The 13,622-nt window shown below is 71.4% G+C and carries 13 protein-coding genes; 3 read left to right on the top strand and 10 right to left on the bottom strand.

Going from position 1 to position 13,622, the window contains the following annotated elements; all coding sequences use genetic code 11:
• Positions 1–58: 58 nt before the first annotated feature.
• The 6 genes from topA to ABTW72_RS04415 all read right to left on the bottom strand — a co-directional run bounded on the left by topA (position 59) and on the right by ABTW72_RS04415 (position 8,166).
• Positions 59–2,890: a type I DNA topoisomerase gene (gene topA, locus ABTW72_RS04390; RefSeq protein ID WP_350854214.1), complete on the bottom strand. Its 2,832-nt coding sequence runs from the start codon at positions 2,888–2,890 to the stop codon at positions 59–61.
• A gap of 440 nt (positions 2,891–3,330) precedes the next feature.
• Positions 3,331–4,059, bottom strand: coding sequence for a hypothetical protein (locus tag ABTW72_RS04395; protein ID WP_502892165.1), 729 nt, complete (start codon positions 4,057–4,059; stop codon positions 3,331–3,333).
• Positions 4,056–4,595: a hypothetical protein gene (locus tag ABTW72_RS04400; protein ID WP_091395429.1), complete on the bottom strand. Its 540-nt coding sequence runs from the start codon at positions 4,593–4,595 to the stop codon at positions 4,056–4,058. Before ABTW72_RS04400 ends, ABTW72_RS04395 begins: the two co-directional genes overlap by 4 nt.
• Positions 4,596–4,698: 103 nt before the next feature.
• Positions 4,699–7,059, bottom strand: coding sequence for a sodium-translocating pyrophosphatase (locus ABTW72_RS04405; RefSeq protein ID WP_350854217.1), 2,361 nt, complete (start codon positions 7,057–7,059; stop codon positions 4,699–4,701).
• Positions 7,060–7,375: 316 nt separating this feature from the next.
• Positions 7,376–7,813: an ATP-binding protein gene (locus tag ABTW72_RS04410; protein WP_030334228.1), complete on the bottom strand. Its 438-nt coding sequence runs from the start codon at positions 7,811–7,813 to the stop codon at positions 7,376–7,378.
• Positions 7,810–8,166, bottom strand: coding sequence for an STAS domain-containing protein (locus ABTW72_RS04415; RefSeq protein WP_091395433.1), 357 nt, complete (start codon positions 8,164–8,166; stop codon positions 7,810–7,812). Before ABTW72_RS04415 ends, ABTW72_RS04410 begins: the two co-directional genes overlap by 4 nt.
• A gap of 188 nt (positions 8,167–8,354) precedes the next feature.
• Here ABTW72_RS04415 and ABTW72_RS04420 point away from each other — a divergent pair, with 188 nt between their 5' ends.
• The 3 genes from ABTW72_RS04420 to ABTW72_RS04430 all read left to right on the top strand — a co-directional run bounded on the left by ABTW72_RS04420 (position 8,355) and on the right by ABTW72_RS04430 (position 11,783).
• The gene (locus tag ABTW72_RS04420; RefSeq protein ID WP_502892166.1) at positions 8,355–10,727 is read left to right on the top strand and encodes a DEAD/DEAH box helicase; all 2,373 of its coding nucleotides are present in this window, start codon (positions 8,355–8,357) and stop codon (positions 10,725–10,727) included.
• Between the two features lie 99 nt (positions 10,728–10,826).
• Entirely contained in the window at positions 10,827–11,036 is a 210-nt protein-coding gene (locus ABTW72_RS04425; protein WP_328651309.1) for a hypothetical protein, read from the top strand.
• 168 nt (positions 11,037–11,204) lie between these two features.
• Positions 11,205–11,783, top strand: coding sequence for an LURP-one-related family protein (locus tag ABTW72_RS04430; RefSeq protein ID WP_350854223.1), 579 nt, complete (start codon positions 11,205–11,207; stop codon positions 11,781–11,783).
• 132 nt (positions 11,784–11,915) lie between these two features.
• Here ABTW72_RS04430 and ABTW72_RS04435 read toward each other — a convergent pair whose 3' ends face one another.
• From ABTW72_RS04435 to ABTW72_RS04450, 4 genes are read right to left on the bottom strand one after another with little or no spacing between them, the layout of a single operon-like run.
• A complete protein-coding gene (locus ABTW72_RS04435) occupies positions 11,916–12,335 on the bottom strand; it encodes an Rv3654c family TadE-like protein (protein WP_502892156.1) in 420 nt (139 codons plus the stop codon).
• Positions 12,335–12,724, bottom strand: coding sequence for a TadE family type IV pilus minor pilin (locus ABTW72_RS04440; RefSeq protein ID WP_350855389.1), 390 nt, complete (start codon positions 12,722–12,724; stop codon positions 12,335–12,337). Before ABTW72_RS04440 ends, ABTW72_RS04435 begins: the two co-directional genes overlap by 1 nt.
• A gap of 53 nt (positions 12,725–12,777) precedes the next feature.
• Positions 12,778–12,945 carry a DUF4244 domain-containing protein gene (locus ABTW72_RS04445; RefSeq protein WP_081883916.1) on the bottom strand — a complete coding sequence of 56 codons (168 nt, stop codon included), beginning with the start codon at positions 12,943–12,945 and terminating at the stop codon, positions 12,778–12,780.
• A 22-nt stretch (positions 12,946–12,967) separates the two neighbouring features.
• Positions 12,968–13,549 (bottom strand): type II secretion system F family protein, encoded by a 582-nt coding sequence (locus ABTW72_RS04450; protein ID WP_350855392.1) that lies wholly within the window; start codon positions 13,547–13,549, stop codon positions 12,968–12,970.
• Positions 13,550–13,622: the final 73 nt, after the last annotated feature.

The raw sequence follows: 13,622 nt of genomic DNA on the forward strand, positions 1-13,622 counted from the left end.
TGTCCAAGCTCTGGAGCGTCGGACCAGCGCCACCTGACGGATCAGACGGCGCGGAGGGCTACTCCGTGCTGGTCGCGGCCTTGCGCGGGGCGGCCTTCTTCGCCGGAGCCTTCTTCGCCGCCGTCGCCTTGGCCGTGGTGGTCTTCTTCGCGGCCGTGGACTTGCTGGCGGCGGCCGTCTTCTTGGTGGCAGTGGCCTTCTTCGCGGGCGCCTTCTTCGCCGCCGCCTTCTTTCGCGGCGCCGGACCCTTCGCCCGCTTCTCGGCCAACATCTCGGACGCTTCCTCGATGGTCAGCGCCTCCGGCGTCTGCCCGCGCCGCAGCGACGCGTTGAACTCCCCGTCGGTCACGTACGGACCGAACCGGCCGTCCTTGATCACCAACGGCTTCTCGGTCGCCGGGTCCACGCCCATCTCGCGCAACGGCGGTGCCGCGGCTCGCCGTCCACGGGCCTTCGGAGCGGCCAGCAGAGCCAGCGCCTCGTCCAGACCGACAGTGAACATCTGGTCCTCGGACTCCAGCGAACGGAACTCCTCGCCCCGCTTGACGTACGGGCCGTAGCGACCGTTGTTGGCGAAGACCTCGACGCCGTCCGGCGCGACACCGATCAGCCGGGGAAGGCTGAGCAGCTTGAGCGCCTCCTCCAGGGTCAGCGAGTCCGGGGTCTGCGTACGCAGCAGCGACGACTTCCGCTCGCCGCTGGACACGTACGGGCCGAACCGGCCGGACTTGAGCACGATCGGCTCGCCGGTGCCGGGGTCGTCGCCGAGCTTGCGCTCGCCGCTGCCGCCCAGGAACAGCTCGTGCACCTTCTCCGGAGTCAGCTCGTCCGGGGCCAGGCCCTCGGGGATCGGCGCCCGGTCACCCTGGGAGCCACCCTCCTCGCCCTCGGCAGCCGGTGCCGGCTGCTCACCGCCGGGCAGTTCACGTTGCAGGTACGGCCCGTAGCGGCCGACCCGCACGACGACCTCGCGGCCGTCGTCGTCGGTGAAGAGCGGGATGGAGTTGACGCTGCGGGCGTCGATGTCGCTGAGGTTCTCGGTGACCAGCTTCTTGAGCCCGCCGGAACGGGCGATGTCCTGGTCGCCGGCACCGTTGGAGCTGCCGAAGTAGAACGCCGTGAGGAAGTCGACCGCCGCGTGGTCACCGCCGGCGATCTCGTCCAGCTCGTTCTCCATGGTGGCCGTGAAGTCGTAGTCGATCAGGCGGGGGTAGTGCCGCTCCATCAGCCCGATCACCGCGAAGGCCAGGAAGGTCGGGATCATCGCCTGGCCGCGCTTGGTGACGTACCCCCGGTCCTGGATCGTCTGCATGATCGACGCGTAGGTGGACGGGCGGCCGATGCCCAGCTCTTCCAGGGCTTTGACCAGCGACGCTTCGGTGTAGCGCGACGGCGGCTGGGTGTGGTGGCCCTGCGCGGCCAGCTCGTCGGCGGTCAGCGGCTGGTCCTTGACCAGGGTGGGCAGCCGGCGCTCGGCGTCCTCGGCCTCGGCGTTCTCGTCGTCGCTGGACTCGACGTAGGCGCGCAGGAAGCCCGGGTCGGTGATGGTCTTGCCGGTCGCGCCGAAGTCGGCTTCCTCCTGCGAGGTGGAGACCGCCCGGATCCGCACCGACACGCTGGAGCCGACCGCGTCGGTCATCTGCGAGGCGATGGTGCGCCGCCAGATCAGCTCGTAGAGCTTGAACTCCTCGGCGGACAGCTCCTTGGCCACCTCGCCCGGGGTGCGGAAGTTGTCCCCCGCCGGGCGGATCGCCTCGTGCGCCTCCTGCGCGTTCTTCACCTTGCCGGTGTAGCGGCGCGGCTCCGGCGGAACGCTGCGCTCGCCGTACAGCTCGACGATCTGTCGGCGGGCCGCCGAGATGGCGGTCTCCGACAGGTTGACCGAGTCGGTACGCATATAGGTGATGTAGCCGTTCTCGTACAGGCGCTGCGCGGTACGCATCGTCTGCTGCGAGGACAGGCGCAGCTTGCGGGCCGCCTCCTGCTGGAGGGTCGAGGTGATGAACGGCGCGTACGGGCGGCGACGGTAGGGCTTCTCCTCGACCCGGGTGACGGTGAACGGCCGCCCCTCCAGTCGGGCCGCGAGACCCCGGGCGCCACTCTCGTCGAGGTGCACGACGCCGGCGCCGGCCCGGACACGGCCGGTGGTCGGCTCGAAGTCCTTACCGGTGGCGATCCGGTCGCCGTTCAGGGCGATCAGGGTGGCGTTGAACGCACGCGGACCCTCGCCGGCGTTGGCCACCGCGAGGGTGGCCAGGATGTCCCAGTACTCGGCGGTGCGGAAGGCCATCCGCTGCCGCTCCCGCTCGACCACGATGCGGGTCGCCACGGACTGCACCCGGCCTGCCGAGAGCCGCGGCATGACCTTCTTCCACAGCACCGGGGAGACCTCGTAGCCGTACAGGCGGTCGAGGATCCGGCGCGCCTCCTGGGCGTCGACCAGATCGCGGTCGATCTCCCGGGGGTTGGCCACCGCCGCCTGGATCGCCGGCTTGGTGATCTCGTGGAAGACCATCCGCTTGACCGGGACCTTGGGCTTGAGCGTCTCGACCAGGTGCCAGGCGATCGCCTCGCCCTCGCGGTCCTCATCCGTCGCCAGGAAGATCTCGTCGACTTCCTTGGCCAGCTTCACCAGCTTGCTGATCTGCTGCTTACGGTCCGCGGAGACGACGTAGAGCGCCTGGAAGCCGTTGTCGACGTCCACCCCGAGCCGGGCCCAGGGTTCCTTCTTGTACTTGGCCGGCACGTCGGCGGCGTTGCGCGGCAGGTCGCGGACGTGACCGAAGCTGGCCTCCACGACGTACCCCGGGCCAAGGTAGCCCGAGATCGTCTTGGCCTTCGCCGGTGACTCGACGATGACCAGACGGGTGGTTCCAGCGTTGCTCGGCACGTCTCTCCCCGACCTCACTCCTGCTCGTGGCCTGCCGGCGCCCGGACAGCGACCGCTTTCGACCCCGCCGTCGCACCGGCGGTCCGGATGTCCAACGTAACGCGCCGCCCGCGTTTCGGGTTTCGCGGGCCGCAAACCGCTTCAAGGCGGCGGTCGACGCCGCCCCGCCGCGCTCGGCACTGCCGGACGGCGCCACCGTACACCGTGGGTAGGGCTCGAAGCGGGTCACTGTGACGATGGCGGACCCACGACCGAGGCCCGAGCCGCCCGTTTTCCGCCTGGATCAACCCGCCGGCTGTCCGGCACCGGACACCCGGGCGCCGCCGTCCCGAGCCGCCCCCCGCCGGGTCGATCATGGACTTATGGTGGGCGTTTTCCCCCCGGACGAGCAATACGTCCCCACCACAACTCCGTGATCGACACGGCCGGCGGGGGTGCGGTCAGGTTGGCCAGGCGGCGGCCGGCGCGGCGCTCGGCGCGCCGCCGACCAACTCGGCGAGCCGGGCCAGCCGGCGGCGGCCGGTGATCCGGTACGCCGGACCGCCCTCACCCGGGTCGACAAGCGTCCCCGCCAGCCCGGCCGCGGCGAGCGCGTCGCCGATCGACTCCCAGCACTGCTTGTCGTCCGCGCCCAGCCGTAACAGGAAGCCGTCGGGAGGCTCCGGCGTTCCGGCGGCGGCGAGCCACAACCGCAACCGCCGGCCGGTCAGATGAAAGGCGGGCGGCGGGCCGTGCAGCCAGGCGGCCGCGAGCGGCTTCAGGACCCGGGTGTACGACGTACGAACGGCGTGTCGCGCGCCCTCGGTCGGCTCCCAGCTCGCTGCCAGCCCACGCGACGCCAGTTCGGCGACGAGCACGTGCACCCGCCATGCGGCGTCCACCTGCACCGAGAGCCGGGCGGTGCCGCCCATCCGGACCACCTCACCCGGCCCGGCGAGCAGCCCGGCCAGGTCGGCGACGGTCGGTTCGGCCGCGTCCGCGCCGAAGAAGACAAGTTGCCGGCCCGCGTCGTCAGTTTGGGGTGGGCCGTTCTGAACTGAGCCGTCCTGCGACGAACGGTTCTGCGGCGCGCCGCCGCGGCGTCGCCCGGGAGTGGGCGTGTCGGACTCGGGCGCGGGGAACAGCGCCGGGGGAGGCTGCGCCTTCCCGGTGTCACCGAGCCCGCTCAGCGACACTCCGGCACCTCGTCGAATGCCTGTTTCAACTCCTCGGAGTTGAGCTTGCTGGTGTCCAGCGCGCTGGCGTCGTACTCCTTGTTGAGGGTCTCCACGGCGGCCCGTACGCCGTCGTAGAAGGCGGTCGGCTCGCCGGTGCCCAGGCCGTCGATGGTGTCCCGGGCGCGACCGTACGCGTCCCGCATCTTCCCCAGTGAGCTGCGGAAACCCGCGGATATTGCCTCGCCGTTCTCCGCCTCCGGGATGCCGGCCTTCTCCACCTTGCGGCGCGCGGCCTCGCTGGCCTGCTCCGCCCCATCGAAGAGCCGCACCAGGTTCTCCTTGGCCTGCGCCGGCGTGGTCTGCGCGGTCATCTGCTCGTCAGTGCTGCTGGTCAGCTTGTTGATCTCGGAGCGCCACGGGGTGAGAGCACCGCAGACCGAGGCCGCCCAGGCCCGTGGGCTGGGACCTCCGCCGCAGCCGGCCAGGACGACGATCGTGGCCAGGACCACCGTGAGCTTTCCGGCGGCAGACGCCCGGCACGTACGCATGCGTTGCAGCGTACGGCCTTTGGCCAGGTGTGGCATCGGGCCGGACGGCCCGAGGTCCCCGGTCGACGGCTACGTCGACCGGGGACCCCGGGCTGTTCCTGGATCAGGCGTTGACCGTCTCCGGGCGGTGATCGGTGCTACCCGCGCCGGTGTTGCCATCGGCGTCCGAGTCGGACATCGCGATGCCCTTGCGCTTGCTGAACACCACCGACGCCACGATGATCGCCGTCGCGACCAGCGCGATGCCGACCCGCAGGCCGACGTTGCGGTCGTCGCCGACACTCCAGGCCACCACGGCGGGCGCGATCAGCAGCGAGACCAGGTTCATCACCTTGATCAGCGGGTTGATCGCCGGGCCGGCGGTGTCCTTGAACGGGTCGCCGACGGTGTCGCCGATGACCGTGGCGGCGTGCGCCTCGGAGCCCTTGCCCCCGTACGCGCCGTCCTCGACCAGCTTCTTGGCGTTGTCCCAGGCCCCACCGGAGTTGGACAGGAACACCGCCATCAGCGTGCCGGCACCGATCGCACCGGCCAGGTACGCCGCGAGCGCGCCGGGCCCGAGGCCGAAGCCGACAGCGATCGGCGCCAGGATGGCGAGCAGGCCCGGGGTCATCAGCTCGCGCTGCGCGTCCCGGGTGCAGATGTCGACGACCTTGCCGTACTCCGGGCGCTGGGTGCCGTCCATGATGCCGGGCAGCTCACGGAACTGCCGGCGGACCTCCATCACCACGGCACCGGCCGAGCGGGACACCGCGTTGATGGCCAGCCCGGAGAAGAGGAAGACCACCGCCGCACCGATGATCAGGCCGACCAGGTTGCGCGGGTTCGCCACGTTCAGCGCGTTGAGGATCTCGTTGCCGACGTCGCCCACACCAGCCGTCGCGTACGCGCTGCTGAGCGTGTCGGTGTACGAGCCGAACAAAGCGGTCGCGGCGAGTACCGCCGTGGCGATCGCGATGCCCTTGGTGATCGCCTTGGTGGTGTTGCCGACCGCGTCCAGCTCGGTCAGCGTGCGAGCGCCGTGCTCGTCGATGTCGCCGGACATCTCGGCGATGCCCTGGGCGTTGTCGGAGATCGGCCCGAAGGTGTCCATCGCGACGATCACGCCGACCGTGGTGAGCAGGCCGGTGCCGGCCAGCGCCACCGCGAACAGCGACAGCGTGATGGAGCTGCCGCCGAGCAGGAAGGCGCCGAAGACGCCGGCACCGATCAGCAGCGCCGAGTAGACCGCCGACTCCAGACCGATGCTGATGCCGGCCAGGATCACTGTCGCCGCACCGGTCTGCGAGCTCTTGCCGATGTCCTGCACCGGCCGCCGGTTGGTCTCGGTGAAGTAGCCGGTCAGCGCCTGGATCGCGGCGGCCAGCACGATGCCGATCACGACCGCGCCGATGGCCACCAGTCGCGGGTTGCCGGTGGCGTCGGTGAGGCCACTGTCGAACTCGCCGAAGGTCGCCGGCAGGTACGCGTAGGCGGCGATCGCCACCAGCACCGCGGAGAGCACCGCGGACAGGTAGAAGGCCCGGTTGATCGCGGTCAGGCCGTTACGGTCGGACGCGCGCAGCCGGGTGATGAAGACGCCGACGATCGCGATCAGCACGCCGATGGTGGAGATGATCAGCGGGAAGACCAGGCCCTGCTCGCCGAAGGCGGCACGGCCGAGGATGAGCGCGGCGACCAGCGTGACCGCGTACGACTCGAACAGGTCGGCGGCCATGCCGGCGCAGTCACCGACGTTGTCGCCCACGTTGTCGGCGATGGTGGCGGCGTTGCGCGGGTCATCCTCGGGGATGCCCTGCTCGACCTTGCCGACCAGGTCGGCGCCGACGTCGGCGGCCTTGGTGAAGATGCCGCCGCCGACCCGCATGAACATCGCGAGCAGCGCGGCGCCGAAGCCGAAGCCCTCCAGCACGGTGGGCGCGTCACCCCGGTAGACCAGGACGACCAGCGCCGCACCGAAGAGGCCGAGGCCGACGGTGAGGAAGCCGACGACGCCGCCGGTCCGGAAGGCGATCTTCATGGCGGCCTCGCGGCCGCCTACTCGCTCCCGTGCGGCGGCGGCCACGCGCAGGTTGGCGCGGGTGGCCAACCACATGCCGGCGCCGCCGATGAACGCGCTGAACAGGGCGCCCACCACGAAGAAGAGTGAGCGGCCGATCTTCACAGCGAGCTCACTGCCATCGGTGTCGTGCACCGGAAGCAGGAAGAGCAGCACGACGGCGACGACGACGAAGATCGCCAGAGTGCGGAATTGACGGAGCAGGTAGGCGGAGGCGCCCTCCTGGACCGCCCCCGAGATCTCCTGCATTTTCTCGGTGCCCTTACCAGCGGCCAGCACCGTTTTTGTCAGGGCGGCAGCGAAACCGAGTGCCACCAGCGCGACAACCGCGGCGATGACGACGTAGGTGACATTGCTTCCGGTAAGGGAAAGCCCGCCGCCGTCGGCGGCCAAGGTCTCGGACATCTGTGTCCTCCTGTTACCGAACAATCGCGCCGGTGAGTGGAGACGCACTGACCGACGCCTGGATGCGGACTCGCAAGCGCGCGCCAACCCACCAGCGGACCAGCGATGAACACCCATACCCGCTGGCTGCGGGATAGGTCACTTGCTGACAACCCGGGTACTGTAGCCCTCCGCAGTGTTGGAGGTCACACCCAGGTGGCACCGTGTCGCGATGATCTTCGTCGCTGTGTTATGAAACGAAATCTGATATAGGGCCCCATCCATGCAAAGAAGGCCGCATCCCCAGCAGGGGACGCGGCCTACGCAGCGGAACTCGTCAGCGGCCGACCGGCCACACCATCCGTACCTCGGTGCCGATGCCCTCGTCGACCGGACGCACCTGCAGGTCCTCGACGAAACCCGCGAGCAGCGCGAAGCCCACGCCGGTGGTCAGCGCCTCATCGGTCAGCGACTCGTTGGCCAGCTCGTCCGGCGGCAGCGCGGTCAGACCGATACCCGCCTCGATCGGCGCCCGGTCCACCACCCGCACGGCGTACGAGCCACCGTCGGACATCTCCACCAGCACCGGGTCGGCCAGGCCGTACTGCCGGTGCAGGGCCACCGCCCGCGTGCACGCCTCACCGATGGCCAGGCGCACCTCGTCCAGCAGGTCCTCCCGCACCCCGGCCCGCCGGGCAACGGCGACGCCGACCAGACGGGCGGTGCGCACGTGCACCGGAGCGGGCGAGAACGAAAGCTTGACTGTCGCCATCACGCGCCGGCGCCCGCCGAGTCGGCGCTGATCGCCGCGTCGACCGTCGGGTGCAGCGGAAACACCTGGTCCAGCGCGGTGATCCGGAAGATCTTGAGCAACGGCTCCTTGTCGCAGACCAGCGCGAACGAACCGCTCGCCGAGCGGAGCCGTTTGAGCGCGCCGACCAGCACGCCCAGCCCGGTGGAGTCGAGGAAATCCACCCGACCGAGGTCGACGACCACGTGACGGGCGCCACCGTCGATCAGTTCGAGGAGTCGTTCCCGGAGCCGGGGCGCGGTGTAGACGTCCACCTCACCACCGACCTCGAGCACCGTGTGCTCGCCCACGGTGCGGGTCGCCAGTGACAGCTCCATCGGTCCTCCTCGCCAGAGCCGTAAACTCTCGTGGGCATCTAACCACTACCGCCGGGACGGCCTGCGGACGCCAGCGGAGGCTTCCCCTTACCCCGGTGTCCGACTTTTCATCTCCGAACACCAGTGCGAGAGTGCAGGGCGTGACCTCCAACGACTTCAGCTCCGCGCGCGGCACCCCGCGCGACGACCTGGAGTCGTCGTCCGCGGCCACCGTATCCGCTGGTCCCGGCCCCGGGCCAACGCCGGCCGACCTGCTGCGCCGGCTACGCGCCCGGGGCGCCGCCGACCCGGTCACCCACGTCGAGCGGGTGCCGGCCCGCGCCGGGGTGCCCGCGCCGTGGCCGTCGTGGGCATCGGAGGAGTTGCGCGCGGCGTTCACCCGGCGCGGCGTGGTCGCACCCTGGCAGCACCAGGCCGAGGCGGCCAACCTGGCGTACGAGGGCCAGCACGTGGTCGTCGCCACCGGCACCGCGTCCGGCAAGTCGCTGGCGTACCAGCTGCCCGCCCTGGCCACAGTGCTCGCCGACCCCCGGGCCACGGTTCTCTACCTGGCGCCGACCAAGGCCCTCGCCGCGGACCAGTTGCGCGCCGTCGCCGCGCTGGAGCTGGAGGGGGTCCGCCCCGCCTGCTACGACGGGGACACTCCGCGCACCGAGCGGGAGTGGATCCGCCGGCACTCCCGGTTCGTGCTGACCAACCCGGACATGCTGCACCACGGCATCCTGCCCGGGCACGCCCAGTGGTCCGGCTTCCTGCGCCGCCTCGCGTACGTGGTGATCGACGAGTGCCACACCTACCGGGGCGTGTTCGGCTCGCACGTCGCGCACGTGCTGCGTCGGCTGCGTCGGCAGTGCGCCCGGTTCGGGGCCACCCCGGTGTTCGTGCTCGCCTCGGCCACCTCCAGCGACCCGGCCACCGCGGCCGGACGGCTGACCGGCCTGCCGGTGACAGCGGTCACCGAGGACGCCTCCCCCCGCGGCGGGGTGACCTTCGCACTCTGGGAACCGCCGCTGCTGCCACCCGACTCGTCGGCCTCCTCTCCGGTGCCGCCGCAGGCGACGGGCGAGCACGACGAGCTTCACCAGGTCCGCCGGTCGGCGCTGCGCGAGACCGCGGACCTGCTCGCCGACACGGTCGCCGAGGGGGTACGCACCCTCGCGTTCGTCCGCTCCCGCAAGGGTGCCGAGGTGGTGGCCGCCAACGCGCGTCGAGCGCTGGACGACGCGGTGCCGGGGCTCGGCGACCGGGTGGCCGCCTACCGCGGCGGTTACCTGCGGGAGGAGCGGCGCGAGCTGGAACGGGCCCTGCTGACCGGCGACCTGCTCGGCCTGGCCTCGACCAACGCGCTGGAGCTGGGCGTGGACCTGGTCGGGCTCGACGCGGTACTGATCTGCGGCTACCCGGGCACCCGCGCGTCGCTGTGGCAGCAGGCGGGCCGCGCCGGGCGTTCCGGGCAGGAGGCCCTCGCGGTGCTGGTGGCCCGGGACGACCCCCTGGACACCTACCTGGTGCACCACCCGGAGGCGATCTTCGGCGCGCCGGTGGAGGCGACGGTGCTCGACCCGGCCAACCCGTACGTGCTGGCACCGCAGCTCGCCTGCGCCGCGGTGGAGGCGCCGCTCACCCCGGCCGACCTGGCGCTCTTCGGCGACGGGGCGAAGGAGGCGGTCGACGAACTGGTCGCTGCGGGAGCGCTGCGGCAGCGGCCCACCGGTTGGTACTGGCGGCACCGGGAGCGGCCCGAGGTGGACCTGCGCGGCGAGGGCGGTGCCCCGGTCGCCGTGGTGGAGTCGTCGACCGGCCGGCTGCTCGGCACCGTCGACGGCGGCTCGTCGCACTTCCTGCTGCACTCCGGTGCCGTCTATCTGCACCAGGGCGTCTCGTACGTGGTCGACCAGCTGGACCTGGCCGACGGTTGCGCGCTGGTGCGCGCCGAGGAGCCGGACTGGTCCACCCACGCCCGTGACGTCACCGACCTGTCCGTGGTGTCGGTGCGCTCCTACGTGGACGCCGGGCCGGTCGGCATGTTCCTCGGTGAGGTGGACGTGACCAGCCAGGTGGTGTCGTACCAGCGGCGGCGGATCGCCACCGGCGAGGTGATCGACACCCGGCCGCTCGACCTGCCCACCCGGGAGCTGCGCACGGTGGCGGTCTGGTTCACCCTGTCACCGCAGTCGTTGGCCCTCGCCGGGGTCCAGCCGGCCGACGTGCCGGGTGCGCTGCACGCCGCCGAACACGCCGCGATCGGTCTGCTGCCGCTGATGGCGACCTGCGACCGGTGGGACATCGGTGGGATCTCCACCGCGCTGCACCCGGACACCGAGGCGCCGACCGTCTTCGTCTACGACGGGCATCCGGGTGGCGCCGGGTTCGCCGAGCGGGCGTACGGGACGGCGGCGGCGTGGCTGCGGGCCACCCGGGACGCGATCGCGGAGTGCGGCTGCGAGGCCGGCTGCCCGTCCTGCGTGCAGTCACCGAAATGCGGTAACGGCAACAACCCCCTCTCCAAGCCGGACGCGATCCGGGTGCTCGACGTGGTGCTGACGAACCTGCCGGACTGAGCGGCTTGCATGAATCGGCATGGCACGGGGCACAATGGTGTGGGAGCGCTTCCATCGATGCCAATGCTGCTATCGCCCCCCCGTGCCCGAGGAGAAGCTGTGGCCGACACCATCGCCGAGACCGTCGACCTGCTCTACACCATCGACCAGGACAATCTCACCCTCGACCAGCAGATCGCGCTGGGGTCGGCACTGGCCGCCCTGGCCCAGGCGGAACGGCTGGAACAGATCAACGAGCGGCTGCGCGGCATCCACCAGGTGCTCAACACCTGGTCGCTGCGGGCCGCGACCTCCGTCGACAGTCGCTGAGGTCTTCCGGAGTGATCCTGCTAGGGCACCAGTGATCACTCCGTGCTGGGTAGTCGTCCGTCTGGCTACCTCGACGGCTACCCAGCAGCAACTGATCATGGATAGCAGGGGGCGCGACGGTTGTCGGGCTGTGCGAGACTCCGGCGCACCAACCCCAGAGGAGTACACATGCAGCTCGACAACTTGCAGGGCCAGCACCAGTTCCACATCCGCCAGCGCCTGCGCATGATGGTCAACCAGTACGAGGTCCGGGCGGTCTCCCCCGACGGCACCGAGGGTGAGCTGCTGGCGTTCGCGCAGCAGAAGCGGCTCGCCTTCAAGGAGCAGGTGACCATCTACACGGACGATTCCAAGCAGCAGCCGCTGCTCGGCTTCAAGGCCCGCCAGCGCATCGACCTCGGCGCCACGTACGACGTCACCGACGCGGCCGGCAACCCGATCGGCCTGTTCCGCAAGGACTTCGCCCAGTCGCTGCTGCGGTCCACCTGGCACGTCGAGCAGAGCGGCCTGCCGCAGGTGACGGGCCAGGAGCGCAGCATGCCGGTGGCGCTGCTGCGTCGGTTCGTCGACTCGCTGTCCTGGCTGCCGTACCACTTCGACTTCACCGCGAACGGCCAGCCGGTCTTCACCGTGGTCAAGAAGTGGGGCCTGCGCGACAAGTACGTCGTCGAGGTGCAGAACCCGCAGATCGACCGTCGCCTGGTCATCGCGATGGCCGTCGCCCTCGACGCGCTCCAGGCCCGCTGACACACCCGGCCCGGACCAGGGCGCTGCGGTGACCCTCGGTGGTCGCCGTCGCGCCACCCAATCCTCGGCAGCCGGCCGGGACCTGGCCCTCGACCAGTCCCCGGCCGGCAGGCCGCAGGGCCACCGCGAGGGTCAGCCCCGGACCGGGCCGGCGCGGGCGCTCGCCGAAGCCACCCGACTCAAGCCGGGTAGTGGCGTGAACGCCACCTCGACCGTCACCAGCACGTCCAGCCCGTCGAGGTGACAGCCGACCAGCCGGCCATCGTTGCGATTGGCGAGGTCGGACGCGGATGCACAAGCCGCAGCGTCGCCGTCGAGCGCTCGGGCCGCCCCGGCCAGCGCACCGAGATCGGCTGCTACGGCCGCCCGCTGGCGCGCCATTCCGGCAGCGACGATGGCCGCGCCGAACGTCCCGAACACCACGAAGACGAGCCCCATCGCCAGCAGCAGGACAATCGCGCCACCTCGCTGCCGGTCCGGCCGGCCATCAACGAACTCTTCCGAAGCCGGTGGGTGACCGGCGCGGTGTGACGGATCGCCAGGTCGTGGCACTACCAGCTCCCCTCGTGAGTGCCCGGTTCGACGGCGGCGACGGCGGTGGCGGCCACGGTGATCCGCGGTAGCCGGCCGCCCAACGTCCGGACGGGTGCCCGTACCGTCGCCTGCACCCGGTCGCCGTCGACGGACACCGACACCGCCGCCCCCGGCGGCGCCGCCCGGCCACCCTCCGCGCTGCCGTCCGCGCCCCGGGCGGCGGCGAGCGCAGCCTCCCGGGCCGCGTGCAGGCAGCCCGCCTGTGCGCTGACGGCGTTGACCGCGGTGAGGCCGGCCAGCAGGAGCAGGAGCAGCGCCGGCAGGCCGGCCGCCAGTTCGGCGGTGAAGGACCCCCGGTCCCCGCCAACGGTCCGCGGGGGGACGCGAAGTCTCCGCCCGCCGCGCACCGCCAGCCCGGGAACGCCCGACCCTGGATCGCGGCCGGCCCGCCGACGCTCGATCACTTCAGTGCCCGGTCGATGACAGCGGTCAGCGCCGACTGAACGTTGCCGGAGGTCAGCACCTTCAGCAGGATCCCGGCGAAGGCGACCGCCGCGAGGGTGCCCACGGCGTACTCGGCCGTGTTCATTCCGGCATCGCCGCGCAGGCGAGCGATGAGTTTGCGCATGACTGTTTCCCTTCTCGATGGGTCAGAGCACATCGCCGAGAACGGCGACGATCACCGGCACGAGTCCGGCGAGAATGAACGCCGGCAGGAAGCAGAGCCCCAGCGGCAGGACGATGAGCACACCCGCCCGGCGGGCCGATGCCTCGGCAGCGGTGGCCCGGTCGGCGCGCAGGTCGTCGGCGAGCCGGGTCAGTGCGCCGGCCAGGGCGGCACCACTGTTGGCCGAGCGCAACGCCGCTGCGGTCAGGCGCTCCGCGCCCGGCACTCCGTCCAGCGCGGACCATGCCTCCGCTGGGCCACCGCCAAGCAGCAGCGTGCGGCCAACACGGGCCAACCGGCCGGCGAGCGGTCCGTCCAGTGCCTCGGCGACGGCCAACACCGACCGGTCCACCGGGGCGCCCGCCCGCATCGCCGCCGCCAGAAGGTCGGCGGCAAGCGGGAGGTCGGTGGCCTCCTGCTGCCGTCGCCTACGCACAGCGGGCGACTCGATCCGCCGCAACAGGACATCGAGCAGGAACGTGGCCGGGAGAGCGCCGAGCAGCCCGAGCCAGCCCTCGACGACGACGGCCACGGCGAGCCCAGCCAGCACCGCCACGAGCCGGATCGCGTCCGGCCGTCGCCGCCTGGTTGAGCTGGGCTGGCTCGCCGAGCTGGCCTGGCTCGCTGAGCTGGCTTGG

Origin of the sequence: Micromonospora sp. NPDC127501 (assembly GCF_040302185.1) — a bacterium.
Classification (GTDB): Bacteria; Actinomycetota; Actinomycetes; order Mycobacteriales; family Micromonosporaceae; genus Micromonospora.

Bases quoted from the DNA above. Each gene is read 5' to 3' on its own strand.
- ABTW72_RS04445 (WP_081883916.1), bottom strand. From the start codon at position 12,945: ATGCGCAAACTCATCGCTCGCCTGCGCGGCGATGCCGGAATGAACACG.
- ABTW72_RS04400 (WP_091395429.1), bottom strand. From the start codon at position 4,595: ATGCGTACGTGCCGGGCGTCTGCCGCCGGAAAGCTCACGGTGGTCCTG.
- ABTW72_RS04405 (WP_350854217.1), bottom strand. From the start codon at position 7,059: ATGTCCGAGACCTTGGCCGCCGACGGCGGCGGGCTTTCCCTTACCGGA.
- ABTW72_RS04430 (WP_350854223.1), top strand. From the start codon at position 11,205: ATGCAGCTCGACAACTTGCAGGGCCAGCACCAGTTCCACATCCGCCAG.
- ABTW72_RS04415 (WP_091395433.1), bottom strand. From the start codon at position 8,166: ATGGAGCTGTCACTGGCGACCCGCACCGTGGGCGAGCACACGGTGCTC.